At 72.0% G+C, this 23,822-nt stretch carries 24 protein-coding genes and 1 pseudogene; 19 read left to right on the plus strand and 6 right to left on the minus strand.

All coding sequences use genetic code 11. The features are described from left to right. Positions 1-311: 311 nt before the first annotated feature. The 3 genes and pseudogenes from ACWDD7_RS03575 to cutA form a co-directional block, all read left to right on the plus strand. A pseudogene (locus ACWDD7_RS03575) lies at positions 312-978 on the plus strand (transposase); the annotation flags it as partial. A gap of 2 nt (positions 979-980) precedes the next feature. Continuing rightward, positions 981-1,604 (plus strand): winged helix-turn-helix domain-containing protein, encoded by a 624-nt coding sequence (locus tag ACWDD7_RS03580; protein ID WP_450456359.1) that lies wholly within the window; start codon positions 981-983, stop codon positions 1,602-1,604. After that, a complete protein-coding gene (gene cutA / locus ACWDD7_RS03585; protein WP_392211831.1) occupies positions 1,564-1,899 on the plus strand; it encodes a divalent-cation tolerance protein CutA in 336 nt (111 codons plus the stop codon). The genes ACWDD7_RS03580 and cutA overlap by 41 nt, the downstream gene beginning before the upstream one ends. Before the next feature lie 4 nt (positions 1,900-1,903). Here cutA and ACWDD7_RS03590 read toward each other — a convergent pair whose 3' ends face one another. Further along, on the minus strand, positions 1,904-3,145 hold the full coding sequence (locus tag ACWDD7_RS03590) for a helix-turn-helix domain-containing protein (protein WP_450456093.1): 1,242 nt from the start codon (positions 3,143-3,145) through the stop codon (positions 1,904-1,906). Positions 3,146-3,278: 133 nt separating this feature from the next. Here ACWDD7_RS03590 and ACWDD7_RS03595 point away from each other — a divergent pair, with 133 nt between their 5' ends. From ACWDD7_RS03595 to ACWDD7_RS03645, 11 genes are all read left to right on the plus strand, one after another. Beyond that, on the plus strand, positions 3,279-3,875 hold the full coding sequence (locus ACWDD7_RS03595) for a hypothetical protein (RefSeq protein WP_450456095.1): 597 nt from the start codon (positions 3,279-3,281) through the stop codon (positions 3,873-3,875). A gap of 165 nt (positions 3,876-4,040) precedes the next feature. Further along, entirely contained in the window at positions 4,041-4,163 is a 123-nt protein-coding gene (locus ACWDD7_RS03600; protein WP_450456097.1) for a hypothetical protein, read from the plus strand. Then, a complete protein-coding gene (locus tag ACWDD7_RS03605) occupies positions 4,160-4,747 on the plus strand; it encodes a class I SAM-dependent methyltransferase (protein WP_450456099.1) in 588 nt (195 codons plus the stop codon). The genes ACWDD7_RS03600 and ACWDD7_RS03605 overlap by 4 nt, the downstream gene beginning before the upstream one ends. Before the next feature lie 330 nt (positions 4,748-5,077). Continuing rightward, positions 5,078-5,908, plus strand: coding sequence for a phosphotransferase (locus ACWDD7_RS03610; RefSeq protein ID WP_450456101.1), 831 nt, complete (start codon positions 5,078-5,080; stop codon positions 5,906-5,908). A gap of 90 nt (positions 5,909-5,998) precedes the next feature. After that, positions 5,999-6,892, plus strand: coding sequence for an endonuclease/exonuclease/phosphatase family protein (locus tag ACWDD7_RS03615; protein ID WP_450456102.1), 894 nt, complete (start codon positions 5,999-6,001; stop codon positions 6,890-6,892). After that, the gene (locus ACWDD7_RS03620; RefSeq protein ID WP_450456103.1) at positions 6,885-7,109 is read left to right on the plus strand and encodes a helix-turn-helix domain-containing protein; all 225 of its coding nucleotides are present in this window, start codon (positions 6,885-6,887) and stop codon (positions 7,107-7,109) included. Before ACWDD7_RS03615 ends, ACWDD7_RS03620 begins: the two co-directional genes overlap by 8 nt. Positions 7,110-7,263: 154 nt before the next feature. After that, complete coding sequence (locus ACWDD7_RS03625) at positions 7,264-7,770, plus strand: RpiB/LacA/LacB family sugar-phosphate isomerase (protein WP_392213904.1); 507 nt, start codon at positions 7,264-7,266, stop codon at positions 7,768-7,770. Continuing rightward, positions 7,770-8,978, plus strand: a complete 1,209-nt coding sequence (locus tag ACWDD7_RS03630) for a DegT/DnrJ/EryC1/StrS family aminotransferase (protein WP_450456105.1) — start codon at positions 7,770-7,772, stop codon at positions 8,976-8,978. The genes ACWDD7_RS03625 and ACWDD7_RS03630 overlap by 1 nt, the downstream gene beginning before the upstream one ends. 13 nt (positions 8,979-8,991) lie before the next feature. Then, entirely contained in the window at positions 8,992-10,791 is a 1,800-nt protein-coding gene (locus ACWDD7_RS03635) for a B12-binding domain-containing radical SAM protein (RefSeq protein ID WP_450456107.1), read from the plus strand. After that, positions 10,788-11,624 (plus strand): nucleoside phosphorylase, encoded by an 837-nt coding sequence (locus ACWDD7_RS03640; protein WP_450456108.1) that lies wholly within the window; start codon positions 10,788-10,790, stop codon positions 11,622-11,624. Before ACWDD7_RS03635 ends, ACWDD7_RS03640 begins: the two co-directional genes overlap by 4 nt. Positions 11,625-11,639: 15 nt before the next feature. Continuing rightward, positions 11,640-12,518 carry a glycosyltransferase family 2 protein gene (locus tag ACWDD7_RS03645; RefSeq protein WP_450456109.1) on the plus strand — a complete coding sequence of 293 codons (879 nt, stop codon included), beginning with the start codon at positions 11,640-11,642 and terminating at the stop codon, positions 12,516-12,518. A gap of 105 nt (positions 12,519-12,623) precedes the next feature. On the opposite strand, the gene ACWDD7_RS03650 is transcribed toward ACWDD7_RS03645, so the two are convergent. Then, positions 12,624-13,025, minus strand: coding sequence for a hypothetical protein (locus ACWDD7_RS03650; RefSeq protein ID WP_450456110.1), 402 nt, complete (start codon positions 13,023-13,025; stop codon positions 12,624-12,626). 412 nt (positions 13,026-13,437) lie between these two features. Here ACWDD7_RS03650 and ACWDD7_RS03655 point away from each other — a divergent pair, with 412 nt between their 5' ends. Next, positions 13,438-14,670, plus strand: coding sequence for an SGNH/GDSL hydrolase family protein (locus tag ACWDD7_RS03655; RefSeq protein WP_450456111.1), 1,233 nt, complete (start codon positions 13,438-13,440; stop codon positions 14,668-14,670). 109 nt (positions 14,671-14,779) lie between these two features. Here the strand turns inward: ACWDD7_RS03655 and ACWDD7_RS03660 are convergent, their stop codons facing one another. Continuing rightward, the gene (locus ACWDD7_RS03660; protein ID WP_392213897.1) at positions 14,780-15,262 is read right to left on the minus strand and encodes a DUF456 domain-containing protein; all 483 of its coding nucleotides are present in this window, start codon (positions 15,260-15,262) and stop codon (positions 14,780-14,782) included. A 49-nt stretch (positions 15,263-15,311) separates the two neighbouring features. Beyond that, positions 15,312-16,301, minus strand: coding sequence for a helix-turn-helix domain-containing protein (locus tag ACWDD7_RS03665; RefSeq protein WP_450456112.1), 990 nt, complete (start codon positions 16,299-16,301; stop codon positions 15,312-15,314). A 471-nt stretch (positions 16,302-16,772) separates the two neighbouring features. On the opposite strand from ACWDD7_RS03665, the gene ACWDD7_RS03670 reads away from it, so the two are divergent. The 3 genes from ACWDD7_RS03670 (at position 16,773) to ACWDD7_RS03680 (ending at position 20,820) form a co-directional block, all read left to right on the plus strand. Then, complete coding sequence (locus ACWDD7_RS03670; RefSeq protein WP_450456114.1) at positions 16,773-18,047, plus strand: protein phosphatase 2C domain-containing protein; 1,275 nt, start codon at positions 16,773-16,775, stop codon at positions 18,045-18,047. A gap of 75 nt (positions 18,048-18,122) precedes the next feature. Continuing rightward, positions 18,123-19,865 (plus strand): pyruvate dehydrogenase, encoded by a 1,743-nt coding sequence (locus ACWDD7_RS03675; RefSeq protein WP_450456115.1) that lies wholly within the window; start codon positions 18,123-18,125, stop codon positions 19,863-19,865. 409 nt (positions 19,866-20,274) lie between these two features. After that, positions 20,275-20,820: an ATP-binding protein gene (locus tag ACWDD7_RS03680; RefSeq protein WP_450456352.1), complete on the plus strand. Its 546-nt coding sequence runs from the start codon at positions 20,275-20,277 to the stop codon at positions 20,818-20,820. 70 nt (positions 20,821-20,890) lie between these two features. On the opposite strand, the gene ACWDD7_RS03685 is transcribed toward ACWDD7_RS03680, so the two are convergent. Further along, positions 20,891-21,940 (minus strand): DUF2637 domain-containing protein, encoded by a 1,050-nt coding sequence (locus tag ACWDD7_RS03685; RefSeq protein WP_450456116.1) that lies wholly within the window; start codon positions 21,938-21,940, stop codon positions 20,891-20,893. A 448-nt stretch (positions 21,941-22,388) separates the two neighbouring features. Between ACWDD7_RS03685 and ACWDD7_RS03690 the strand changes: the two genes are divergently transcribed. Beyond that, positions 22,389-23,051: a GntR family transcriptional regulator gene (locus ACWDD7_RS03690; protein WP_351878152.1), complete on the plus strand. Its 663-nt coding sequence runs from the start codon at positions 22,389-22,391 to the stop codon at positions 23,049-23,051. 204 nt (positions 23,052-23,255) lie between these two features. Here ACWDD7_RS03690 and ACWDD7_RS03695 read toward each other — a convergent pair whose 3' ends face one another. Continuing rightward, the gene (locus ACWDD7_RS03695; protein WP_351880472.1) at positions 23,256-23,777 is read right to left on the minus strand and encodes a DUF2231 domain-containing protein; all 522 of its coding nucleotides are present in this window, start codon (positions 23,775-23,777) and stop codon (positions 23,256-23,258) included. Positions 23,778-23,822 lie beyond the last annotated feature (45 nt).

A 23,822-nucleotide genomic window follows, 5' to 3' on the forward strand; every position in this document is an offset into this window, starting at 1 on the left:
GACCCGCGTACCCCGGGCCTCGTGCCCCGCCGTTCGAAGAGGCCCCGTCGGGCTGGTTGCCGACGCGCGCACGTACCCGTGGACGCTGCGTCACCGCCACGGCGTGGCGGACGGCGGCCGGTCCTGCCGCCAGACCCTGACGCTGTACCCGCGGCCGGCCGGCGTCGGCGGCCCCCCGCGCATCGTCTTCACCGAGGGCCCCGGCAGGTATGTCCCGATGCTGTTGGTTAATCCGGGGCCTCGCGTGACGTCGGCCTTCAAGACCCGGTTGTGGTCTTGAAGGCCGACGTTGTCGTATGGGGTGGGTGCGGATGTCGATGCAGCCGAAGGGGTCTGGGGAGATCCCGGCGGAGACGGTGCGGGTGGCGCGGGCTGCGTTCCCGAAGGGGAGCCTGGCGATCCGGGTGCGGGACGAGCTGGGATTGTTGTTCACGGACGAGGAGTCCGCGGACCTGTTCCCGGTGCGGGGCAGACCTGCCTGGTCACCGGGTCGGCTCGCGCTGGTACTGGTGTTGCAGTTCGTCGAGGGGCTGACCGACCGGCAGGCCGCGTAAGCGGTCCGGGCCAGGATCGACTTCAAGTACGCCCTTGGCCTCCAGCTCGATGATCCGGGGTTCACTTCTCGGTGCTGTCGGAGCTCCGGGACCGGCTGGTGGAGGCGGATGCCGGGCGGCGGGTGCTGGACGGCATCCTGGTCGCGGCCCGGGACAAGGGCCTGTTGAAGACGGCGGGCCGAGCCCGCACCGACGCCACGCATGTGCTGTCGTCGGTGCGGGAGCTGTCCTGGCTGGAGATGGTGGCCGAGACCCTGCGGTCCGCCTACAACGCGCTTGCCCAGGCTGCCCCGGACTGGCTGGTGGGTGTCGCGGAGCCGGACTGGTTCAGGCACTACGCCAGCGGGGCCGAGACTCCCGGTTTCCCAGGGCCCGTGCCAAGCGTGATGAGGCGGGCTTGCGGGTCGGTCGTGACGGAAACAGGGCGTGTCCGGCCTGCTGAGCACCCTGCACCCCCTGCACCCCCTGCTGGTCTGGGAACCTCCCGTCCTCACCGTCCACGGCCCGCTCGGCGAACGCGACCTGCACCTCGACGGCAGGGGCGTCCTCCTGCTGCCCTCCTACTTCTGCTGGGGCGCCCACATGGTTCTCAGGGATTCCACCCTGCCCCCGGTCGTGGTGTACCCGATGGCCCACCGGACCGGCACGACCCTGACACCGGACACCCGGGGAGAGCCGGCCGGCACCTCCCTCGAGGGCCTGATCGGCCGCACCCGGGCGGCGATCCTCAGGAACGCCGTCGGGGGACGCACCACCACCGCGCTGGCACGCGCCGCGGGCGTCTCCCCGGGAACCGCCAGCCACCGCCCCTCCGTCCTGCGCGAGGCGGGCCTGGTCACGACCCGGCGGAAGGGGCCCTCGGTCCTGCATGTCGCGACGCCCCTCAGAACCGGCCCACGAGCACGTGAGGGGCGTTCGCAGTCATGGCTTGCTCTGGTGGCCAGCTTCGCCCCCTTCGCCGGCAGGACCGTTGTTAGGGTCGAGGTTCATCGACTTGAGAGGCAGTGGCATGGCCAGCGAGATCGTGATTGCGCAGACGACCATCGATGACGAGGCCAGGGCGAAGGTCCTCGCTCGCGGTGCGGTCGAGAACCGGTTGGCCGCCTGTGCTCACATCGACCAGCCGTTCACGGCGGTGTACCGGTGGAAGGGCGCGATCGAGACCGCACAGGAGTGGCGGATCTCGTACAAGACGACTGCGGACCGGCTTCCGCAGCTGGAGGCGTGGGTCGCAGGGGAGCACAGCTACGAGGTCCCGGAATGGATCATCATTCCCGTAATCGGCGGTTCCGACGCGTACCTGAAGTGGGTCGTTGAGGAGTCCGCGCCCCAATCTGCGGAGTGACTCGTCACAGTGCGAGCTGCTTGAAGTGCCGGGCGAGGTCGCGCTCACTGGCCGGAAGCTTATCCGCGACGGCCTGAGCGCGGGCTCGACCCATGGTGGTAGGACGGGCCTCGCTCGCGGCGGCGAACTGGCGTGACACGTAGACGCCCTGGTCGATGTCTCCTCCTTGCAGCAGTGCAGTCGCCAGGTCTCCCAGCACGACGACGCCGGATTCCGGCAGGTCCCTGCCCAACCGATCTACCGCCTGGTCTGCGGTCTCGGCCAGCTCTTGCCTCCCCAGCTGCCCGTACACGGACAGCGCCAGGGAGTCCATCCGGTAGGGCGTCACGAAGGCCACCCATGCTTGCTCGGCAGTGTGGTCAGCGAATTCGTACGCGAAGCGGGCGCGGTCGAGGGCGCGAAGGGCGTTGAGGGCGTCGCCGATCTGGGCTGCCTCTTCTGCGAGCCTGCCGTAGATCCAGGCAGCGGCGGCCGCGTTGCCTGGGCCTCGTACGTCCTTGGCGGCTTGTGTCAGCAACTCGGCCGCCTTCTGGGGGCTGGCTGCTCCGTAGCTCGCGTAGGCGAGCGCCAGGGCGCGCAGGGGAGGATGCCCGGCGGCTTTCGCACAGTCCATGGTGGCCCTGTAGTACGCCTGGGCCGGAGGGTAGTCCCCCGTGTCCCATGCGACCCACCCAGCCAGAGCAGCGGTCTCGCCGGCCGCGATCGTGAGGGCTCGTTCGCTCTTACCGGCTCGCGGCAGCGCGGCCGTTACAGCGTCGAGGTGCGACTCCACCTCGCCTTGCAGCTGGCGAGCAGTCAAGTGGCGTTCGCTCACATGCAGCGCGCAGGCCCGGTCAATGAGGGCGGCGGCGGCCTCTGGGTCGATCTCCTTGCCCATGCTGACGGCGCGCGAGAGGCGCTCCCACGGCTCGGTAGCGGCGGCGGCGCCGACCACGACGCCTTCGAGTAGCGTGCGGCGTTTCACGTCGTCCTGGTCCTCCCCATCGCGGCGAGCGTTACGCCTGCGCCGGGCGCGGGCGGCTGCGGCCTCCCGCTGTAGGTATTCGGAGGAGATACCGAGGGCCGCCGCGATGTGCGCGAGCGTGTGGTTCGTCGGAATGTTCCTGCCGCTCTCGTAGCGGTTGATCTCCCGCCGGGTCATGGTTTCCCGGCCTGAGACCGCGTTGATCGCGTCTGCCTGCTGCTCCTGCGTCCGTCCTACGTCCTTGCGGAGCTGACGAAGTAAGGCAGCGAACTCGTCTGACATGAGTGAGTGTGACCTCGCCGTTGGATGGAAGCCAATCATGGCCCCAACTTCCCCCGTCTGTTTCCCCCTTGACAGAGATTTCCCCCTCGGGTTTCCCCTGGCAGAGCGCTCGTACTCGCGACACGGTGAGTCCATGACCACGATCCGTAAAGAGGTCGGCTCGGTGGGGACGATGCATCTCGCCCGATCCGATGCGATCCAGATCAACGATGCGCGGTCGCTGCGTGGGGAGGCCCTGGAGCGGCGGACGCGGGCGACCCAGTGGATGCTCCGTGCCGCGACGGCTCCGTACACGGCCGAGCAGTGGACCGAGCGTGGTGTGGCCGTGCTGACTGCCGGGATTGTGTGGGACGTCGTACGGGCGCCCTACAGCGTCCTTGGCCGCGGGCTCGACCGGCGCACCGACCCGGAGGCGCTTCGCTCCCTGGTGACGGCGCTGGGAGCCGGGGCGGTCTGGTGCGACCCCTACCGGCCGGCCGTCTACTTCCTGGTGCCGCCGGGCACGGACGAGTACTGGCCGCGCGATCTGGCCGCCGTGTGCCAAGGCGGGACCGGACCGTACGTCCACCACATCGGCGTGCCGAGCCTGGACCGCACTTCGCCGCCCGGTCAGTTCTGGCTGGTTCCTCCTGACTACGGCGGTCCGGTGCTCGCGGGCCCCGAGCGCCTGCACGAGGCACTGCGCGAGCGCACGAGCGAGCCAAGCGCGCCCGCATCGAGAACCCCATGAGCCGGCGTCGGTCGTGCCGTTCCCCGCCGCGTACGGCCGACGTCTCTTCCTTCCCCCTCCGACCTTGTGAGAGTCATGTCCGCAAGACATCCCCTGTGCCGTGGCCGCGTAATGCGTGTGGACCTGTTAGGCGTCATCCCGCCCGCGCTGCTTGTCGCCGGTCACATGGCTGCCTATGTGCTCCTCGGCGTCACCGTCCACGACGACATCAGTAAGCCCCAGGCGGCCGCGGCCGCGCTGGACACGCTGGATCAGCCTGCCCCCTCGCCCGAGGAAGCCGCCGCATGAGCACCGCGGTCCACGAGACACGGACCCCCGGGTACTGGGACAGCCTCTACGACGCGGGGTACGCCGTCGACCCACCCACCGCCGACGAGCGGCAGATGCTGCGGGTCCATACGGGGGCCCAGTCCGGCATGCGGGCCCTGGACATTGGGTGCGGTCGAGGACAATTGAGCGCCCACATGGCCGACTGGGGGATGTCGGTCACTGGGGTTGACTTCAGCCTGTCCGCCATCAAGGCCGCCCGGGAGACGCACCCCCAGGTCGGGGAGCTACTTGACTTCCACCTCTACGACGTCACCGCCGCCAGGCCCCTCGTCCCCGATCCGGGGCCCGTCGACATCGTGGTGTGCCGGCTCAGCTTTGAGTTCATCGACGGGCCGCGCTTCATGACTCGCGTCCGCCGCTGGCTCAGGCCCGACGGAGTCCTGCACATCACGACGACCGTCGCCGAGCTGATGCCGCAAGGCGTCGCGCACTGCGGCCTGTCGAGGGCGCGCATTGCCGAGCTACGCAGCGGGTGGGCGCACATGACCCTGTATCCCCTCACCCAGGACTCCAGCCTCGTCGGCGTAGCCCTGCGGAGCTGATGGGACACCCGCCTCCTGGGACCGGACCAGGAGGCGGGGCAGACACCGCTCCCCGGCCGCTCGGACGTCACAGTCGCGGCCGGGGAGCGGCACCAGCAGTCGGCGCGAGCGCCTTTTAACCGACATAGAGCCCACGTCGGCATCTCGGCCCCGCGTACCGCGTCGACCTGTGGCACGAAGCTCGGGCCTCACCGGCTACGGGCCGGGAGCCCGCACCGCACGGCAGCGCCGCCTCCGAGGCGCGAAGTGGCGTTGCCCAGATCCGAGGTGATCATGACTCAGGCAGTACCGAGATTCAGGGCCAACGCGCGGCCCACGCACGGCCGGACCGTGGTAGAGGCCCTGGCCGGCACTGCGGCCCAGTGGACACCGGTGGGTGGACACGACGGTGTCGAGCTGTGGCGGGTGTCCGGCTTGCTGGGATCGTGGAAGCTGAAGGTCGGCGTGGGCCCCGGCGCCGCGTCGGTGGCCCGAGAGGCCGCGGTGCGGTCGCAGCTCACCGGTATGTGGCCGGCCGTGTCCAACGGCTCCAGAACTCGGCACGGTAGTGGTGGCGGCGCCGCCTGGCTGGCCACGCCGTGGGTCACCGGGCCCACGCTGTGGGAGGTCTTCGCGCCGGTCCGGGACCGCACGGGTAAGTGCCAGGAGGAGGTCCTGGGGGCTGCCATCGATACGTGCGTCTCGGTCGCCGCCGTCCATCTGCGGGGATGGGTACACGGTGATCTCCAGCCACATCACGTCATCGTCGCACCGGATGGGGCTCGGCTGATCGACTGGTCACGGGCCTGGTCCGCGGATAGCGACGTGCACCCCACAGGGGGTGCAGGTCTCGTCCATCTGGCCAGTCCCGAGATGCTCGCGCGAGCGGAGCGGCCGACGTGCACTACCGCGGCAGACGAGACCTGGATGCTGGCCGCGATGATCTGGTGGGCGGCCAGCGGCCGGTGGCCGCGCGACTACAGCGCCCTGGGGGTAGACCCCTCCCTGTTCACCGAGGCCGAGCTGGCCAAGGTGATCGTCCGCCATCCCGCCCCATTCGGCGGTCTCGATCACTGGCGGCAGCTGGACACGGTGCTACGGGCGGTGCTCGACGCTCCTGAGGCGAGCCGGCCTCCGGCTGCGGATCTGGCCCTGCAGTTGTCCCGGTCCCGAATGCTCTGACCTCCGCTCTACCCGCGATCTCCGTGGTGCCTCTGCCTCCCCGATGGGCGGCCACCACGGGCGCACCGATGCTCCTTGGAGAAGACCGCTTTGGCGACTCACGAGTTACGTGCCATCACCTACAACCTGCTGACCGGCGGCCTCGACGCCGGCGACGACACGCGCCTCCGCGCCCAGACGGAGATGCTCGCCCACCTGACCCCGGACATCCTGAGCCTCCAGGAGTGCACGGGGTGGACCAACCGCCACCTGTGCCAGGTGGCGGACGCGCTGGGCATGGTTCCCGTCGGCATGGCCCGCTCGCGCGTTCGCAGGGTCCCGGACCCTTACAACGGCACCGCTTTGCTGATCCGGGATTCCAGCGTCCGACTGATGGACTGGTGGATCGTGGGCGAGGGGGATTTCCACCACGCCCTGATCCGGGCCCAGCTGCGTCCGGTCGCGGCCGGCAGCGACCCGAGCAGCGACTTCACCGTCTTCGCCACGCACTTCGACTGGTCCTCCGGTGACGCGCGGCTCGACGAGGCCCGGATGCTTACCGACTACGGCGGTCCCTTCCCGGGCGCACCCCGGGGCGCACTGCTCCTGGGTGACCTCAATACGCCGGACCGGCACCCGGACTGGTCGCTCGTCCCGCGGAACTTGCACTCGCGGTACCGGCTCGTCTCGCCCGACGGACACTTCGGGCGTGCGGATCGACGCGCCGTCCAGGTGCTGCTCGAAAGCGGCTGGCAGGACCCGCAGATGCTCTTTGGCGATCCCGAGGCCGCGAGCGTCGGCTACTACTACCCCAACGAGCCGGTGCTCTTGCGCTTGGACTACACCCTTGTCTCCGGCCTGGTCGTCACCTCCTACGCCATCCACGACACACCCGCAGCACGGGGCCTCTCGGATCACCTCCCCGTGGTCCTCGACGTCGACGTGATGGCGGGTGCCCCTGCCGCCGGGCTGACCGTGGAGCCGGAGGGGAAGAGCCGTGTCTGAAGAAGAGATCAGCTGGCCGGAATACGGCCGGTGGCTCAAACCCGAGCAGGAGGCCCGTGCCGCCGCGTGGCTACGGGAGAAGTACGGCGGTGGTGCGTCGGTCCGCGCCATCGCGGATGAGATAGGTAAATCGTACGGATTCGTACATAAAGCCCTGTCTAAGGCCGGTGTGCCTCTCCGGCCGCGCGGTGGTGCGAGGCCGCCGCGCCCGAAGTAGCTGCTGCCTGGCCGTCGATCTCGATGTGCCCAGGCGCATCCCCGTTCACGCAGCGCACTGCCGCACTCCCGCCCGCCACTGCCCGGAGAGGGCGGAGACGCCTGCTGCCGGGCAACGACTCCACCTATCCCCTCATGTGAGGAGGATACGCATCATGAGCACACAAAACACCCGATTCCGCGTCGTTGTCGGCGCCGATGCTGCCGGCCACCACTACAAGGGCATGCTCGCCCACGATCTGCGGGCGAGCACGCTGGTTGCCGAGGTCATGGACATCGGAATCGACGGCCCCACCCATATCGCCTACCCCGAGATCGCCCTCGCTGCCGCCCAGCTCATAGCAACCGGCCAAGCCGACCGCGCCCTGCTGGTCTGCCACACCGGCCTCGGCATGGCCATCACCGCCAACAAAGTGGCCGGGGTCAGGGCCGTCACCGCACACGACTCGCTGTCCGTGCGGGCCGCGGTGCGCTCCAACAACGCCCAGGTGCTCACCTTCGGTCAGGGCGTCATCGGTCTCGGCCTGGCGCGCCAGCTGGCCGCCGAGTGGCTCACCCACCGCTTCGACCCCGGCTCGTCCGCCGCCACGAAGGTCCGCCTGATCAGCGACTTCGAGCAGCGAAACGTCCCCGGTCTCGCGGCCGTGGAAGGGCAGGTCTGATGCCCACGAATCCGCTTACGGTGCCGCGGCGCACCGGCGGCCTGCGCTGGCCCGTCGAGCCGGCGCAGGGCGGCTGGTACACCAGCGCCGAGCACCTGGCCGTGCAGAAGGTGATGGCTGAGTCCGACGACTGGCGTACGGGCTGGAAGCCGGCCGCGTACTGCGAGGCCTTCGAGGGCGCGTTCGCCGCCTGGATGGGCGCCGAGCACGCCATCGCGTTCAACAGCGGCGGCACCGCCATGGAGATGGTCCTGCGCCATCTGCGGCTCGCGCCGGGTGACGAGGTGATCTCCTGCGCCCTCAACTTCGTCGGCCCGCACATCGCGGTCATCGGGCAGGGCGGTCGCCTGGTCCTCGCCGAACCCGACCCGGTGACGCTCAACCTGGACCCCGCCGACACCGAGAGGGTCATGACGGAGCGTACGAGGGCGATCCTGGTCACCCACTGGAACGGGGCGGTCGCCGACCTACGGCCCTTCCTCGACCTGGCCGCCGCGCACCCGCACCCCGTGTACGGGCCGCCCGTCGTCATCGTGGACGCGGCGCGGGCCTGCGGCGGGGTCACGCCGGCCGGGGCGCGGGTCGGCGCGGACAGCGAAGGCTGGGCCACGGTCTTCAGCTTCGAGTCGAAGAAGCTGATGACCACCCTGGGCCAGGGGGGCATGGTCACCACCTCCGACCCGCAGCTGGCCGAGCACCTGCGGCTGCTGCGCACCTACGGTGGCCGGGCCCAGTGGGGCACCAACCAGATGATGAGCAAGGCCCAGGCCGCAGTGGGTCTGGTCCAGCTCGCGCGCCTGGACGAGATGAACGACGCCCGCATCCGCCGCGCCCACACGCGCACCCGCGCTTTGGCCGACACCGAGGAGCTGACGCTACCGCTCACCCTCGACGGCCGGCGGCACCTCTACTACCGGCACAACCTGCTCGTGCCCGAGCAGTGGGCGGGCGGCCGGCGGTACGAGCTGATGAACACGCTGGCCGACCGGCACGGCGTCGGCAGCATCATCAGCGACCCGGTGACCTACCTCGGACACGGCCTGATCCGCGAGCACACCCGCGGCCAGCACTGCCCGCGCGCCGAACAGCTCGCCGCGCGGCTGCTGTGCCCGATCCTCCACCCCCGCATCAGCTCTGGGGACGAGGCCGCCATCTGCATCGCCATCCGGCAGGCCCTCGCCAGCACCGCCCGCACCCCCGCCGCGTGAAAGGAACCCCCGCATGTCACAGCTCCAGCAGGAGATCGACGCCATCCACGCCCGGGAGATCCGACTCGCCGACGCCTACCAGCCCAAGGACCCGGCCGGGCTGCTGCGCATGGTCTTCCTCCTCCCCTTCGGCCACGCCTACAGCCTGATGTGCAACGGGCCGATGAGCCTGTGCGACCTGATCAACCGCAGCGAGGACATCCCGGCCGTCGCCGAGCGGGCCATCCAGTACGACTGCCTCGTCCGCGACGGCAACCGGCTCACGGCGCCCGCCGGGGAGCCGTTCCGCAGCATCGAGTCGCCGCTGCCGGTCGGCGAGGCCGACGTCCTCGGCATATCCGTCATCAACTCCGGTGATCTGCACAGCGTGTTACGGCTGCTGGACCTCGCCGGTGTGCCCCGGCGCACCGCCGACCGCATCCCCGGCGTCCACCCGCTCGTCGTGGGCGGGAACAGCGGCCTGGCCGATCCCGAGCCGCTGGCCGACTACCTCGACGTTGTCGCCATCGGCGAGGCCGAGCAGTCCCTGGCCGAACTGCTCCGCATCGTCCACGCCGACCGCGCCCGGCCCTACACCGGCCCGTCCCTGCACGAACAGCTCGCCCGGGTGCCCGGCCTGTACGTCCCCTCCATGTACGAGTGCGACTTCCTGCCCGGCGGCGGCGTCAGCGCGGTCCGGCCCAAGCACCCCACCGTGCCCGCCGGCGTGCATGCCCAGTACCTCACCCCGAAGGAGCTGGGCGCCTCCCACTTCTGCTATCCGATCACCGACGGCACCGCGGCCGGCGTGCACCCGGTCCTGGGCTGCCTGCACGATTGCAGCTTCTGCAACCTGGGCCTCCCGGACTTCCGGCAGGCGCCGCTTGAGCTGCTCACCGACTACGTGGACCGGCTCGAAGCCCACAAGGTCCGCAAGATCATCATCAGCGCGCCGACGTTCACGCAGTACCGGTACCGGCAGCAGCTGCTGGAGCACATCCGCGCCTACGCCCGACGGGCGGAGGCCGCCGGGGAGAAGGTCACCACGATCATCGGCTCCGTCCGGGCCGACGAGATCAGCGCCGACTACCTCCAGGCCGTCACCGAACTCGGAGACTTCGGGCACCTGTTCACCGAGCTGCACCTCACCCAGGCGCGCGGCATCATCACCGTCGCGCCCGAGTGGGCCGCGCCCGACCTCGTCGCCCTGTACGGCAAGACGCAAAAACGCGAGCGCGTGGCCAAGGCCATCGACCTGTGCCGGGCGAACGATGTCAACACAGTGATGCTGTACTTCATCATCGGGGCGCCCGGCGAGCGCGAGGCCGACCGGCTCGCCATCGCCGACTACGCCCTCGACGTCCGCCGACGGCTCGGCCACCCCGACGGGACCGTGATCGTCAAGCTCCACCAGTTCATGCCCAAGCCGGGAACACTCAGCCAGCGGCTGCGGATGGCGGACCCCGACGTGGTCCAGGACTACGGCGACCAGGTGGCCGCCCGGCTGCGCGAACTGGCCGGCGACGAGGAGTACGAGCAGCACTACCGTGTGGAGCAGTTCGGCGCGAGCCGCATGCACCTGGAAGTCGTGTGCTCGCGCGGAGACCGGCGCATCGGCCACGTGCTGGAAGACCTCTACGACGCCGGTACCGACTTGGGCGAGCTGACGAAGGACCAGCTCGTCCAGGTCCTGGCCAAGCACGGCCTGGACTACGACCGGCACCTGCGGCACATGGACGAGCCAGTGTTGCCCTGGCACGTCCTCAACCACGTCCACGCCGGCGCCGAGCAGGAGTTCGCGGCCGCGCTCGCCGAGCGGGAAGCACGCCCATGACCCCACCGTTCCCGCTGCACCCCGGCAAGTACGCCCTGCGGGCGGTGACCGACCCGACCGAGCACGCCCAGCACGTGCGCGGCCAGTACCCGAAGGCGACGCTCGCCGACGTCGACGGCGTCGTCCTGCTGTACCAGCAGGACGTACTGAAGCAGGCCGTGACCCGCTATCCCAGCCGTCGCGTGCACTGGGTCCGCGGCGAGCTGTTCATCCTCAAGCGCCGGGACCGACAGGTCGCCGTCTGCGGCGGGTTCGGCCTCGGAGCCCCGGCGGCGACCCTGGTCCTCGAACAGCTGATCGCCCTCGGTGCCCGCCGCGTCATCACGGTCGGTACCGCCGCCACGCTCCGCTCCGACCTGTCGCCGGGGCAGCTCGTGATATGCGACAACGCACTCCGCGACGAGGGAGTTTCCCACCACTACCTCCCTCCGGGATCGCACATCAAAGCGTCCCAGCAGCTCACCCGCGACCTCGCTGGAAGCCTGCGCGCGAGGGGGGTAGACGCCCGGCGCGGGCCCAGCTGGACTACGGACGCCCTGTACCGGGAGACCTCGGCGGAAGTCTCCCGCTACGGCGGACACGGCGTGCTGACTGCCGATATGGAAGCCGCGGCCGTGTTCGCGGTCGCCAAGTACCGGCGCATCGACGCGGCCGCGGTCTTCGCGGTCGCCGACTCCCTGGTGGAGCGCCAGACCCGGCATGGGCAGTCCCAGGTCGGCGTCGCCCTGCACACGGCTGTGGAGGCCGCCCTCAGTGCCGTCGGCCCGGCTAAGGTGAGGCGTCCGCAAGGTGACGAGAAAACGACGGGCTTACTACGCCCGCATCAGCAGTGAAGGACTCCCGCCCCTGTGAGCACTGGCGCATCCCGGCCGGCCGTCGGAGCCGTCGTTCTGACCATGAACGACCGGACCGAGGAGTTCCCTCGGGCCATGGCTTCGCTCCTCGCCCAGCAGGGCATCGAGCTGGACGTCGTCGTGGTCGGCAACGGCTGCACCCCCGAGCTGGTCCCCCCGGGGGTGCGCACGGTCGCCCTGCCCGAGAACGTCGGCATCCCCGAGGGCCGCAACATCGGCGCCCGGGAGGTCAAGGGCGACTACCTGTTCTTCTTCGACAACGACGCCCACCTCCCGGACGCCGACGTACTCGCCCGGCTCGCCGCCGAACTCCGCCAGGATGCGGGGCTCGCGTACGTCCAGCCCCGCATCAGCGACCCGGACACCGGCGTCACCCTGCGCCGCTGGGTGCCCCGGCTCCGGGCCGCCGATCCCTCCCGGCCCGGCATCGTCACCGTCATGGCCGAAGGCGTCGTCATGGTCCGCCGCGACGCATTCGACGCCGCCGGCGGCTGGCCCGGCCGCTTCTTCCTCTTCCACGAAGGAATCGATCTGGCCTGGCGGCTGTGGGACCAAGGGCGCACCGGCCGGTACCTCCCGGACATCGTCGTACACCACCCCGCGACTGATCCGGCCCGGCATGCCAGGTTCTACCGGCTCAACGCACGTAACCGGGTCTGGCTGGCCCGCCGGAACCTGCCTCACCTCCTAGTGCTGTTGAACCTCGCCACGTTCGGGGTGCTGACGCTGACCCGATTCCGGGACCGGGCCGCGCTCAAGGCATCCATCGACGGCTTCCGGGAAGGCCTGCGCGGCGGCCACGGCGAGCGCGCGCCCATGAGCTGGGGCACCGTGGCCCGGCTCACGCGCGCTGGGAGACCACCGATCTTCTGATCCACTCCTGGGGTATCGGAGATCCGTCCTGTGGGACGAGCCCGCGTGGACCGCATCATCGTCCTGAGCGACGGCCGCATCGCCGAAACCGGCACGTACGCCGAGCTACTCGCTGCGGGAGGCTTCGCCGGGCTCCATCGCCTTCAGGACGGCAACGGCTGACCTGCACTCGGCCCCCGGCTTGCGAGACCGTGTCTGCGCGTTCAGCAGTCGCGAATGGCCGATCTGCCGGATGCCCTGGTCCCAGTCGTGGGCGGTGCGCACGTGGACACCGACCTGCGCGGCGGCATCCCGGCGTCGGACTCCGGCCGCACGCAGCCGCTCGTACTCCGCCCGACCGGGATGCCCAGACGTGCCGGACTTGCCGCGACCGCGGACACCAGCCTGGCGGGCCCATCCGAACGCCGTGTTGCGGTTCACCCCGACAGCGCGAGCGGCAGCGCTGACGCTCCCGCCCTCCCGATCCAGTGCCTCGAAGAACTTCGCCTTCAGCACCTCAAAATCCACGATCCTCGCAACTCCCTGAACTCCAGGGTGTTGCGAGGATCGGTGGAATCGGCCCCCTGCTCGGGGGCCGATCGCGGCACGAAGCACGCCGAGGCTGACCGGTCCCCGGCCTTCGCGTCGGCCGTCGTGACTGCCGCGGCCGCTCGATGGCTCGTCGAGGATCGCGGAGGCCAACCGCGTCACGGGTCGAGCCGAGAGCGGTCTGCCGGCGAGAGGACACCTGCTGAGGAGTCCTGGAAACGCGTCGGTGCCTTCGGCTGACTCGTGCCGGTCGTCCCGGAGGTCATGTGGAAAGAAGGGCGGCCAACCGCCCATTGGGCCGAGCGGGTGGAATCGCGGCCGACGTGCGGCGGCGCGGGCCGGCGCTGTGGCACGGTCGCCTCCGGCGGACCACGGGGAAGGGCGGGCGCACATGGGCAAGGTGGGGCGGGCACTCGCGGTCCTGCTGCTGGCACTGGTGCTACCGGGCACGGGGGCCGGCGCAGGCGTCGCCGCCGCACCCGGCGCCGCGCACAACGCACCACGCTGGAGTGGCAGTTGGGAGACCGCGCCCTCCGGGACCACCGCCGCGGTGCCCGGCGCGGCCGTCCGCAACGTCGTCCATCTCAGCGTCGGCGGCACCGCCGTCCGGGTGCGGCTCAGCAACCGGCTCGGCACCGAGCCCCTGCGGCTCGGCGCGGTCACCGTGGCGCTGCGCCGGGCGGCCGGACCGGACGCGGTACCCGGTACCCTGCGCGCCGTCACCTTCCGGGGCGCCGCCACCGCCACCGTCCCGGCGGGGCGGGACACCGTCAGCGACCGGGTGCCGCTGGCCGTGCCGGACGCCGCCGACCTCCTCGTCACCGTGTACACCCCCGAGGACGACGGTCGCGCCACGTACCACGCCACCGCCCTGCAGACCGGATACCTGGCCCCCGAGGGCGCGGGCCACGCCGATGACGTCGGCGGATCGTCGTACGGGAAGATCATCAGGTCCTGGTACTACGTCACCGGCGTCGACGTCCTCGGCGACGCCACCGGCAGCGTGGTGGCCTTCGGCGACTCCCTCACCGACGGCACCGGGTCCACCCCCGACGCCAACCACCGCTGGCCCGACCGGCTCGCCGCCCGGCTGCTCGGCCACGGGCTCGGCGTCCTCAACGCCGGGATCAGCGGCAACCGGCTGCTGCGCGACGGCACCGGACCGAGCGCCCTCACCCGCCTCGACGCCGACGCACTCGACCGGGCCGGGGCGCGGGTCCTCGTCGTCTTCGAGGGCATCAACGACATCAAGGGCCTGCCCCCGGCGAACGACCCCGCCGCCTACGCCGACGCCTACCGCACCCTCGTCTCCCGCGCCCACGCCCGCGGCATCCGCGTCGTCGGCGTCACCCTCACCCCGTTCTTCGGGTACGCCGCCTACACGGACGGCCGCGAGGAGGTACGGCAGCGGGTCAACACCTTCATCCGCACCGGTGGAGCCTTCGACGCGGTCGCCGACGCCGACGCGGTCGTCCGCGACCCCGCCCGACCGAACCGCATCCTCCCGGCGTACGACCCCGGTGACCATCTGCACTTCGACGACGCGGGGATGGCGGCGGTGGCGGAGACGGTACGGCGGGCGCTCGGCGGGCCGGAGAGCCGTGGTCCCGCGGGGGAGGGGTGACGGGAGCCGTGGTCCCGCGGGAAGGGGTGACCGCCGGCGTCGTACGGCCCGGGCCGTACGACGCGGCGCACCGTGCGGGGATGCCGACGGCCCCGTACCGCAGGCCGGTTCACCCCCGCAGCACCACCCCCAGCCACGCCCCCGCGACCAGCAGGCACGCGAGCAGTTCGGTCAGGACGCCGGAGCCGCCCGCGCGCATGGTCGTGCGCAGAGCGGCCATCGCCTCGCCGTGCCGGCCCAGGCGGAGCCTCTCGTGGAGATAGATCCCGGCCAGGAAACCCGGCACCGCCCCCACCACCGGCAGCAGCACGAAGCCGAGCAGCGCGCCCACGCCGGCGTACGCCGCCATCGCGGGGGTCGCGCCGCTCTCCCGGAGCCGGCGGGGCGGCAGCGTCCAGCGCACCACCTGCGCGAGCAGCAGCACCGCGGTGGCGCCCGCCAGCACCGCCCACGCCTGCGGGCGCGGATCCTTCAGCGCCCACCACAGGACCCCGGCCCACACCAGCCACGACCCCGGCACCCCGGGCACCAGCACACCCGCCAGGCCGAACGCGATCACCACGCCGACCAGCAGGAGTTCCCGGGCGTCCATCTGCCCAGGGTGGCGGAGAACCGGCGGCCCGGCGAGGCCGGCGGCGGGATCAGTCCCGCTGCTCGCGGGCGACCCAGCCGCGCTCGAAGGCGTGCCAGCCCAGCTGGAGCCGGGTGGTCACCCCGGCCAGCTCCATCAGCCGTTTCACCCGGCGCTGCACGGTCCGCAGGCCCAGGTCGAGCTGCTTGGCCACGCTCGCGTCGGTCAGCCCGGCCAGCAGCAGCGAGAGCACCTCCAGATCGGTGGCGTCCGGGCCGTCCGGCACCTCCTCGGCCGCGCCGTCCGTGTTCAGCCGCAGCGGCAGCGCCGCGCGCCACACCGACTCGAACAGCCCGGCCAGCAGCTCCAGGAGGCCGCTGGCGTGCACCACCAGCGCGGCCGGCTCCGCGCTGTGCGAGGTCAGCGGCACCATCGCCAGCGAACGGTCGGCCACCACCAGCTTCGTCGGCACCCGGTCCACCACCCGCACCCGCTCGCCCCGGCCGAGCGCCTCGGTCAGCCCGTCGAGCGCCCGCGGCAGATCGAGCACCCCCCGCTCCATCACCACCCGGTACCGCACCCCGCGTGCGGCCGCCTGCTCCTCCGCCTCGTTCTCCGCCGCGGAGACCGCCACCGGGCTGTCGGTCACCAGCGCGCACACCTCCTCGGCGGCGCCCAACTGGAGCTGGAGGAAGCGCTGCGCGACCGCCGAGGCACCGGTCACCACCTCCACCAGGTCGTGCACCGCCGGTTCGGCCGCCGCCGCCCGGTACTCCCGCGCGAGCAGTGCCGCCGCCAGCTCCGCCTGCTCCAGCTCGTGCCGCTGCCGGGTCAGCAGCGCGCCCAGTGCCACCGCGGGCGGCGCCGCGACCCACCGGCCGGGCCGCGCCGAGGAGCGGGCCGCGAGGCCGTGCCGCTCCAGCCCCCGCAACGTGCGCTCGGTGTCCTGCGTCCCCAGCACCAGCCGCCGCGCCAGATCGGCCACATCGGCCGCGCCCACCGCCACCAGCGCCCGGTACGCCGCCTCGTGCCTCTCGTCCAGCCCTATCGCCGCCAGCATCGCCCCGCGTCCCTCCCCCGGGTTCCTGCGCACCCGAGTCCCTGAGTACCTGAGTACCGACCGTCTGCAAGCCACCTGAGGACCGGTCATCCGCGTACCGGCCGTCCGAGAACAGGCTGGTGCGGAGGACCAAGGCTGGCGGAAACCGGCCACGGCGTAAACCCGCCGCCGCCCATCATCGCGGTACCGCCGGTGCCTCTGCCAAGGTGGGCCTCACCGCGGCAGGACGCCTGCGCCGCGATCCGGCCACCGGGCGGGTGGCCGACATGGTCCGGTCCGGGGGGACATGGAGCCGGGCCCCTTCCTACGTCGCCGGGCGGTCTCCCCGTGGGGGGTGGGACCGCCCGGCGACCGCCATCTTTTTCGTACGCCTGTCCGGACCGTCCCTCGACACGCCGTCGCACGCGGGCGTGCGCGCGGGAATTTCGCGATGCCCCGTTTTCCGCCCGCACGCGTGGTGACAATCAGGGCATGAGCCAGCAGGGGGGAAGGCCCACCGCCCGTCCCGAGGACGACTGGTGGGGGCGGTTGTACGACTCCACCGGGGACACGGGCCCGACGACCGCGCCCGACTCCCTGGAGGACCGCTTCACCTCGGTGCGGAACACGGTCCGGGAGAGACCGGCCCCGCCCGACGTCCCGGGGGCGGCCGACGTCCCCCCGCTGCCCGACGTTCCGACCCTTCCCGTCCTCCCGGTCCAGCGCCCGGCACCTGAGCGTCCCTCACCTCACCGGACGGCGTACGACTCGGCCGTCGGTCCGGCCCACGACTCCGCCCCCGCCCCCGCCCAGGACTCGGCCCTCGACTACGTCGGCTCCGGACCCCCCACCTACGACCCCGAGCCCACCGCCCTCCCGGTCACCGATCCGGAGGAGCTGGGGGAACTGGTGCCGGACACGGTGGTGGACGGCGCCCGGTACGGGAGCTGGACGCTGCGATCCGTGTCGGTGCGCGGGGACTCGGCGCGCTACCGGGGCGAGCCGCGCCGGGACGCGCTGCTGACCGCGCGGTTCGGGACCGGCGAACACGCGCTGGTGCTCGTCGCGATGGCCACCGGCGCCCGTGCCACCCCCCAGGCGCACCTGGCGGCGGCCGAGGCGTGCCGCTGGATCTGCCGGGCGGTGGGCCGCAGCCACCGGCGGCTGGCCGAGGACATCCGCGCGACCCGGCGCGCCGACCTCAAGGCGGGTCTGCACCGCCTGACCGACCGCGGCCTCGGCCGGCTCAGGGAGAGCGCCGAAGCACAGGGCATGGAGCCGCACGAGTACACGGCGACGCTGCGCTGCCTGCTGCTGCCCGCCGACCCGCGCTGCCGTACCCGCGTGTTCTTCGGCGTCGGCGACGGCGGCCTCTTCCTGCTGCGGGACGGCACCTGGCGGGACGTCGAGCCGGGCGCCGCCCCGCACGAGGAGGCGCCCGAGCCGCCCGACGGCGACCGCCTCACCCTCGGCCTCGGCCTTCCCGGCCCGCCGGGGCCGTACGACCCGGTGCCCGAGCCGCCGCCGGAGCCGGTCCGCGCCCCCTTCCGCTTCCAGGTCTCGCTAGCCCGCCCGGGTGATGCGCTGCTGATGTGCACGCCGGGCCTGGCCGAGCCGCTGCGCGGTGAGCCGGCGCTGAGCGCCCATCTGTCCCGGCGCTGGTCCGGCCGCCGCGCCCCCGGACTCGCCGCGTTCCTCGCCGACGCCCGGGTACGGGTCAAGGGGTACGCCGACGACCGCACGGCGGCGGCCCTGTGGGAGGCGTAAAGGCCCCTCGTGTGCCTCCATGGAACCGGGAACCACGGACGGGTCCGGGACCTCGGAAGGGGCAGACGAGAGAACATGGCCAAGCAGACCGTAGCCGAACAGTTCGTCGACATCCTCGTCCGCGCCGGCGTGCGCCGCCTCTACGGTGTCGTCGGCGACAGCCTCAACCCGGTCGTGGACGCCGTCCGCCGCAACTCCGCCATCGACTGGGTGCATGTCCGCCACGAGGAGACCGCCGCCTTCGCGGCCGGCGCCGAGGCCCAGATCACCGGGAAGCTGACCGCCTGCGCCGGCTCCTGCGGCCCCGGCAACCTCCATCTCATCAACGGCCTGTACGACGCCCACCGCTCCATGGCACCCGTGCTCGCCCTCGCCTCCCACATCCCCTCCAGCGAGATCGGCCTCGGGTACTTCCAGGAGACCCACCCCGACCGGCTCTTCCAGGAGTGCAGTCACTACAGCGAGCTGATCTCCAGCGCCAAGCAGATGCCCCGGCTGCTGCAGACCGCCATCCAGCACGCGGTCGGCCAGAGCGGGGTCAGCGTGGTCTCGCTGCCCGGCGACATCGCCGCCGAACCCGCCCCGGAGAAGGCCGCGCAGAGCGCCCTGGTCACCTCACGGCCCACCGTGCGCCCCGGCGACGCCGAGATCGACGCCCTGGTGGACATGATCGACAAGGCCGGCAAGGTCACCCTCTTCTGCGGCAGCGGCACGGCGGGGGCGCACGCCGAGGTCATGCGGTTCGCCGAGAAGGTCAAGGCCCCGGTGGGACACGCCCTGCGCGGCAAGGAATTCATCCAGTACGACAACCCGTACGACGTCGGCATGAGCGGCCTCCTCGGCTACGGCGCCGCGTACGAGGCCACCCACGAGTGCGACCTGCTGATCCTGCTCGGAACCGACTTCCCGTACAACGCCTTCCTGCCCGACGACGTCCGGATCGCGCAGATCGACGTACGGCCCGAGGTGTTGGGCCGGCGCTCCCGGCTCGACCTCGCGGTGTGGGGCGACGTGCGCGAGACGCTGCGCTGCCTCATCCCGAGGGTCGCGGAGAAGACCGGCCGGCGCTTCCTCGACCGGATGCTGAAGAAACACGCCGACGCGCTGGAGGGCGTGGTCAAGGCGTACACCAGGAAGGTCGACCGGCACGTCCCGATCCACCCCGAGTACGTGGCCGCCGTACTCGACGAGGTCGCCGACGGCGACGCCGTGTTCACGGTGGACACCGGCATGTGCAACGTGTGGGCGGCGCGCTACATCTCGCCCAACGGCCGCCGCCGGATCATCGGTTCGTTCTCGCACGGCTCGATGGCCAACGCGCTGCCCATGGCGATCGGCGCGCAGTTCACCGACCGGCGCCGACAGGTGGTGTCGATGTCCGGGGACGGCGGGTTCACCATGATGATGGGGGACTTCCTGACCCTGGTGCAGCACGATCTCCCGGTCAAGGTGGTGCTGTTCAACAACTCCGCGCTCGGCATGATCGAACTGGAGATGATGGTCTCCGGGCTGCCCGCGTACGGCACCGTCAACGTCAACCCCGACTTCGCCGCCGTGGCCCGCGCGTGCGGGGCGTTCGGGGTGCGGGTGGAGAAGCCCAAGCAGCTCGCCGGCGCGCTCAAGGACGCGTTCCGGCACAAGGGCCCGGCCCTGGTGGACATCGTCACCGACCCGAACGCCCTCTCCATCCCGCCGAAGATCAGCGCCGAGATGGTCACCGGGTTCGCGCTGTCGGCCTCCAAGATCGTGCTGGACGGCGGGGTGGGCCGCATGGTCCAGATGGCCCGCTCCAACCTGCGCAACGTGCCCCGGCCCTGACACCACCCGGACCGGGGAGCCAGTTTCGGCCAGTTTCACCGCCCGTGACGGTCTGTCGACCAGCTGTGCCGGGCGCGGCTGACCGGCCGTCACGGGGCGTCAGCGGCGTCAGGTGGCTGCCCGGAAGGCCGTCGTACGGTCCGCACCCGCGCCCCGTGCCCGGGTGTGTCGGGCCCCGACGGTGGCCGAACCGCCGGTCATCGGGCCGGCCCCAGGACTGGCCGTTGGTCCACTGGGCAAGCATCCCCCCGTGAACGTGTTCGACCAGGAGGGGCAGGGTTCGAGCGGCGTGCGGGCGGGGGTCATGAAGAGGCAGGCACGAGGGGGTGGTCCCGTGACCACCGGGGCCCCCTCCGCGGAACCGGGGGACGGCACGGGGGAGCCCCTGGGGGAAGTTCCCGGCGGTGTCATGGAGACCACGGGGGCCGTCAGGGCCCCGGGGGAGTCGCCGGTGCGGCCGGTGCGGGCTTCCGTCGCGGACTCCGTGGAGAACGCGCGGGAGCGGCGGGACGGGCGGGAACGCCGGGATCGGCCGGAGGCACGGGAGCGCCGCGGCCGGGTCGTGGAGCCGCCGCAGCGGCTGTGGCGCAGGCTCGGGCGGGCGGATCTACGGGCCGTGCCGGAGGCCCGCCGGGAGCTGCGCGAGCTGTTGCGGGACTGGGGCAAGCCCGGACGGTCGGAGATCGCCGAGCTGCTCACCAGCGAACTGGTCACCAACGCGCTCGTGCACACCGACGACGACGCCGTCCTCACCGCGGTCGTGGTGCCCGGCGGACTGCGCGTGGAGGTACGGGACTTCGTGCCCCGAAGACCCCGGGTGCGCACCCCCGATCCGGACGACGACACCCACGGCCGGGGCATGGTCCTGGTGGAGTCGCTCGCGGACTCCTGGGGGGTACGGCCGCACGGGGTCGGCAAGTCGGTGTGGTTCGAACTGGGCGCCGAGGCGGCGTGAGGGAGCGCGGACACGGGTCGGGGGCGCGACCCCGGCGGTCACGCCCCCGACCCGTGAAGCTCCGTGTTTCCTAGCCGAACTGCTGCTCCAGGTCCTTGAGCTTGCGCTCCAGGGAGTCCAGGCGGGGCAGGGCCATGGTGTCGTCCTCCGCGGTGAGGTCGACGGTCACCGGGTCAGACCCTTTGCGGACCGGCTGGAGGGAGGGACGCGAGGGCACCGGCAGCTGTTCCGCGGTCGTCGATATGGCAGGCTCCGCAGGTGCGGAAGAGGGGCCGCGCTCGACCGCCTGCATCTCGACCTGCCGCCCGCCGCCGACGCGGCCCACGAAGCGGCCGTGGCCCCGGCTGATGGCCTTGAGCTGGGCGCGCTCCATGCGCTGCTGCTCGCGTCGGCGCTCGCGCGACTGGTCCTTCTGGCGCTTGTCCTCGCGGACCTCCTCGACGGCCTCGTCCAGGCTGCGCACGCCCTCAAGGAGCATCAGCGACCAGGCCTTGTAGGTCTCGCGGGGGGCGCGCAGCCAGCGCACGATGCGGATCTGCGGCAGCGGGCGCGGCACCAGGCCCTGCTCGCGCAGGGCGGCGCGGCGGGTCTGCTTCAGCGCGCGGTCGAACAGGACCGCCGCCGACAGGGACATGCCGGAGAAGAACTGCGGGGCGCCCGCGTGGTCGACGCCGCGGGGGGCGTGCACCCAGTTGAACCAGGCCGCGGCGGCGGCGAACAGCCACACGAGGATGCGCGAGCCGAGGGCCGCGTCACCGTGGCTGGCCTCGCGCACCGCGAGGACGGAGCAGAACATGGCCGCGCCGTCGAGGCCGAAGGGCACCAGGTACTGCCAGCCGTCGGTCAGTCCGAGGTTCTGCTCGCCGAAGCCGACCAGGCCGTGGAAGGACAGGGCGGCCGCCACCGCCGCACAGCAGAACAGCAGCACATAGGAGGCGGTGCCGTAGATGGCCTCCTTGCGCCTGCGGCGCTCCTCGCTGCGCTCCCAGGAGTCGTCCGCGCTCGCGTTCTCCCCGGAGGAGCGCTTTCCGCGCGCGAGCACCGCCACCGCCACCAGCATGCCCAGGAGCAGTACGGCGCCCGGAAGCAGCCAGTTCAGCGATATGTCGGTCAGTCTCATCAGGGGTCCCTTGCATTGGGATAGGGCGTAACGCCCGCCATAGTGGCCCACTCCCGACAGCCCTCAGGGGGTTTCGCGGCAAGAGGCCGCCAAGAGGGTGCGGGGGGATGCCCAGGGACGGCGATCTGCTCGAACTGCCGCTTGAGGGGCGGGAGTTGAGTTCGAATAAGACTACCCGTACGGATGGTTCCTCGGAAAGTTCCTGCGAGGGGTGAGGAAGTTGTGAATCACCTGTCCGTGCGCGGCGGTCCGGCTCAAGTCGATCTTAATGGACCGCGGGGGCTGCTCGTCCTCGGTCGAGTTTGACGTACCGCTCGGTACGTCTAGGGTGCTTGACGAAGAAGCGACAACCCGTCGTCAATGACCCCAAGTACCGACAAGCCGCCAGGAGGACCCCGTGAGGCAGAGCGCGCAGGGCTCCGCGGCGGCGCACACGCACGGTGAGGGCATGGTTCCGGACCGGCGGCGGCCCGGCGCCGAGCGGCCCGTGATACAGCGGTCCTCGGTGCGCGGACAGATCCTTGAGGCGCTGCGTACGGCGCTGGTGACGGGCGAGCTGAAGCCGGGGGAGGTGTACTCGGGCCCGGTGCTCGGGGAGCGCTTCGGGGTCTCGGCGACGCCCGTGCGGGAGGCGATGCAGCAGCTGGCCCTGGAGGGCGCCGTCGAGGTGGTGCCCAACCGGGGCTTCCGGGTCGTCGAGCGGGGCGCGCGGGAGCTGGCCGAGCTGGCGGAGGTGCGCGAGCTGATCGAGGTGCCGGTGATGCTGCGGCTGGCCCGCTCGGTGCCGGCGGCCCGCTGGGCCGAGCTGCGACCGCTGGCGGAGGACACGGTCCGGGCGGCGGCGTCCGGCTGCCCCGCGACGTACGCCGAGTCCGACCGCGCCTTCCACCGCGCGATGCTGGCTCTCTCCGGCAACGGGGAACTGGTGCGCATCGCGTGCGACCTGCACATCCGTGCGCAGTGGCCGCTGGTCGACGGCCCGGTCCGGCACGCCCGCGCGGATCTCCTCGCGGACGCGGCGGAACACGTGTCCTTGCTGGACGCGCTGGTGGCCCGGGATTTCGAGGTGGTCCGGGGCCTGGTGGCGGAACACTTCGCGGGCGCGGCCTGACCGGGCCCGGCGTGGATACGCGTCCACCCGCGCCGCCGGGGCGGCGCGGGTGGACGCGGGGGTGCCCGCCGGCGCGGTGAGCGGACTCACACCCGGGCCGGCGCCGCAGGCTCGCGGCCGTACCCGGGCGCGGACCCGTCGCGGCCGGCCGTGCCTACACGGCGGAGCCGCACAGGGCACGCGGCCCCGCCCCCTCGGGGAGCCTCACGAATCGTCGCCGTCGTGCTCGGCGTGCGCCGTCTTCGAGAAGCCGTCGTGCCACGCCGCCTTCGCCCCCGAGTCGCCGATGCGGTACACGTCGACCACCGCGCCCACCGCGATGACCGCGGACAGCAGCCCCAGGACGATCCGCACCGGCAGCGAGGACCAGCGCGAGCTGCCCCCTGCCGGGCTCTGCGTCCGGCGGAGCTCACGGGCCCCCCACCACACCACGACCGCGAGGACGAACAGCCCCAGCGCCCACGGCAGCAGCCCGTCGCCCAGCTCGGTGTGCTTGCGGACGAGCGGGTCGTCGTCGACATGGCGCTCCAGCCACTCGCCGGCGTTCGTCGTGAGCGGCACGCTGACCAGGGAGACGAGGGCCAGTGAGGGCAGCAGGACGCCCAGCCGGTTCGCGGCCCGTGGCCACACCGCCGCGGCGACCAGGGCGAGGGCGGTCAGCGGGACGAGCACCACGACGATGTGGACGAGCAAAATATGGGCCGGAAGGCCGTTGATGAGTGACATCCGACGCTCTCCTGGAGTGGGGGGTCTCGGGCGCCTCACCCTGGC

This window comes from Streptomyces sp. NPDC001056, from assembly GCF_053598955.1.

What these genes read in the sequence shown, in the direction of transcription:
- cutA (WP_392211831.1), top strand. Translation starts at nt 1,564, where the DNA reads ATGGCCAGCGAGATCGTGATTGCGCAGACGACCATCGATGACGAGGCC.
- ACWDD7_RS03590 (WP_450456093.1), bottom strand. Translation starts at nt 3,145, where the DNA reads ATGTCAGACGAGTTCGCTGCCTTACTTCGTCAGCTCCGCAAGGACGTA.
- ACWDD7_RS03595 (WP_450456095.1), top strand. Translation starts at nt 3,279, where the DNA reads ATGACCACGATCCGTAAAGAGGTCGGCTCGGTGGGGACGATGCATCTC.
- ACWDD7_RS03600 (WP_450456097.1), top strand. Translation starts at nt 4,041, where the DNA reads ATGGCTGCCTATGTGCTCCTCGGCGTCACCGTCCACGACGACATCAGT.
- ACWDD7_RS03605 (WP_450456099.1), top strand. Translation starts at nt 4,160, where the DNA reads ATGAGCACCGCGGTCCACGAGACACGGACCCCCGGGTACTGGGACAGC.
- ACWDD7_RS03625 (WP_392213904.1), top strand. Translation starts at nt 7,264, where the DNA reads ATGAGCACACAAAACACCCGATTCCGCGTCGTTGTCGGCGCCGATGCT.
- ACWDD7_RS03630 (WP_450456105.1), top strand. Translation starts at nt 7,770, where the DNA reads ATGCCCACGAATCCGCTTACGGTGCCGCGGCGCACCGGCGGCCTGCGC.
- ACWDD7_RS03635 (WP_450456107.1), top strand. Translation starts at nt 8,992, where the DNA reads ATGTCACAGCTCCAGCAGGAGATCGACGCCATCCACGCCCGGGAGATC.
- ACWDD7_RS03640 (WP_450456108.1), top strand. Translation starts at nt 10,788, where the DNA reads ATGACCCCACCGTTCCCGCTGCACCCCGGCAAGTACGCCCTGCGGGCG.
- ACWDD7_RS03655 (WP_450456111.1), top strand. Translation starts at nt 13,438, where the DNA reads ATGGGCAAGGTGGGGCGGGCACTCGCGGTCCTGCTGCTGGCACTGGTG.
- ACWDD7_RS03660 (WP_392213897.1), bottom strand. Translation starts at nt 15,262, where the DNA reads ATGGACGCCCGGGAACTCCTGCTGGTCGGCGTGGTGATCGCGTTCGGC.
- ACWDD7_RS03665 (WP_450456112.1), bottom strand. Translation starts at nt 16,301, where the DNA reads ATGCTGGCGGCGATAGGGCTGGACGAGAGGCACGAGGCGGCGTACCGG.
- ACWDD7_RS03670 (WP_450456114.1), top strand. Translation starts at nt 16,773, where the DNA reads ATGAGCCAGCAGGGGGGAAGGCCCACCGCCCGTCCCGAGGACGACTGG.
- ACWDD7_RS03675 (WP_450456115.1), top strand. Translation starts at nt 18,123, where the DNA reads ATGGCCAAGCAGACCGTAGCCGAACAGTTCGTCGACATCCTCGTCCGC.
- ACWDD7_RS03680 (WP_450456352.1), top strand. Translation starts at nt 20,275, where the DNA reads ATGGAGACCACGGGGGCCGTCAGGGCCCCGGGGGAGTCGCCGGTGCGG.
- ACWDD7_RS03685 (WP_450456116.1), bottom strand. Translation starts at nt 21,940, where the DNA reads ATGAGACTGACCGACATATCGCTGAACTGGCTGCTTCCGGGCGCCGTA.
- ACWDD7_RS03690 (WP_351878152.1), top strand. Translation starts at nt 22,389, where the DNA reads ATGGTTCCGGACCGGCGGCGGCCCGGCGCCGAGCGGCCCGTGATACAG.
- ACWDD7_RS03695 (WP_351880472.1), bottom strand. Translation starts at nt 23,777, where the DNA reads ATGTCACTCATCAACGGCCTTCCGGCCCATATTTTGCTCGTCCACATC.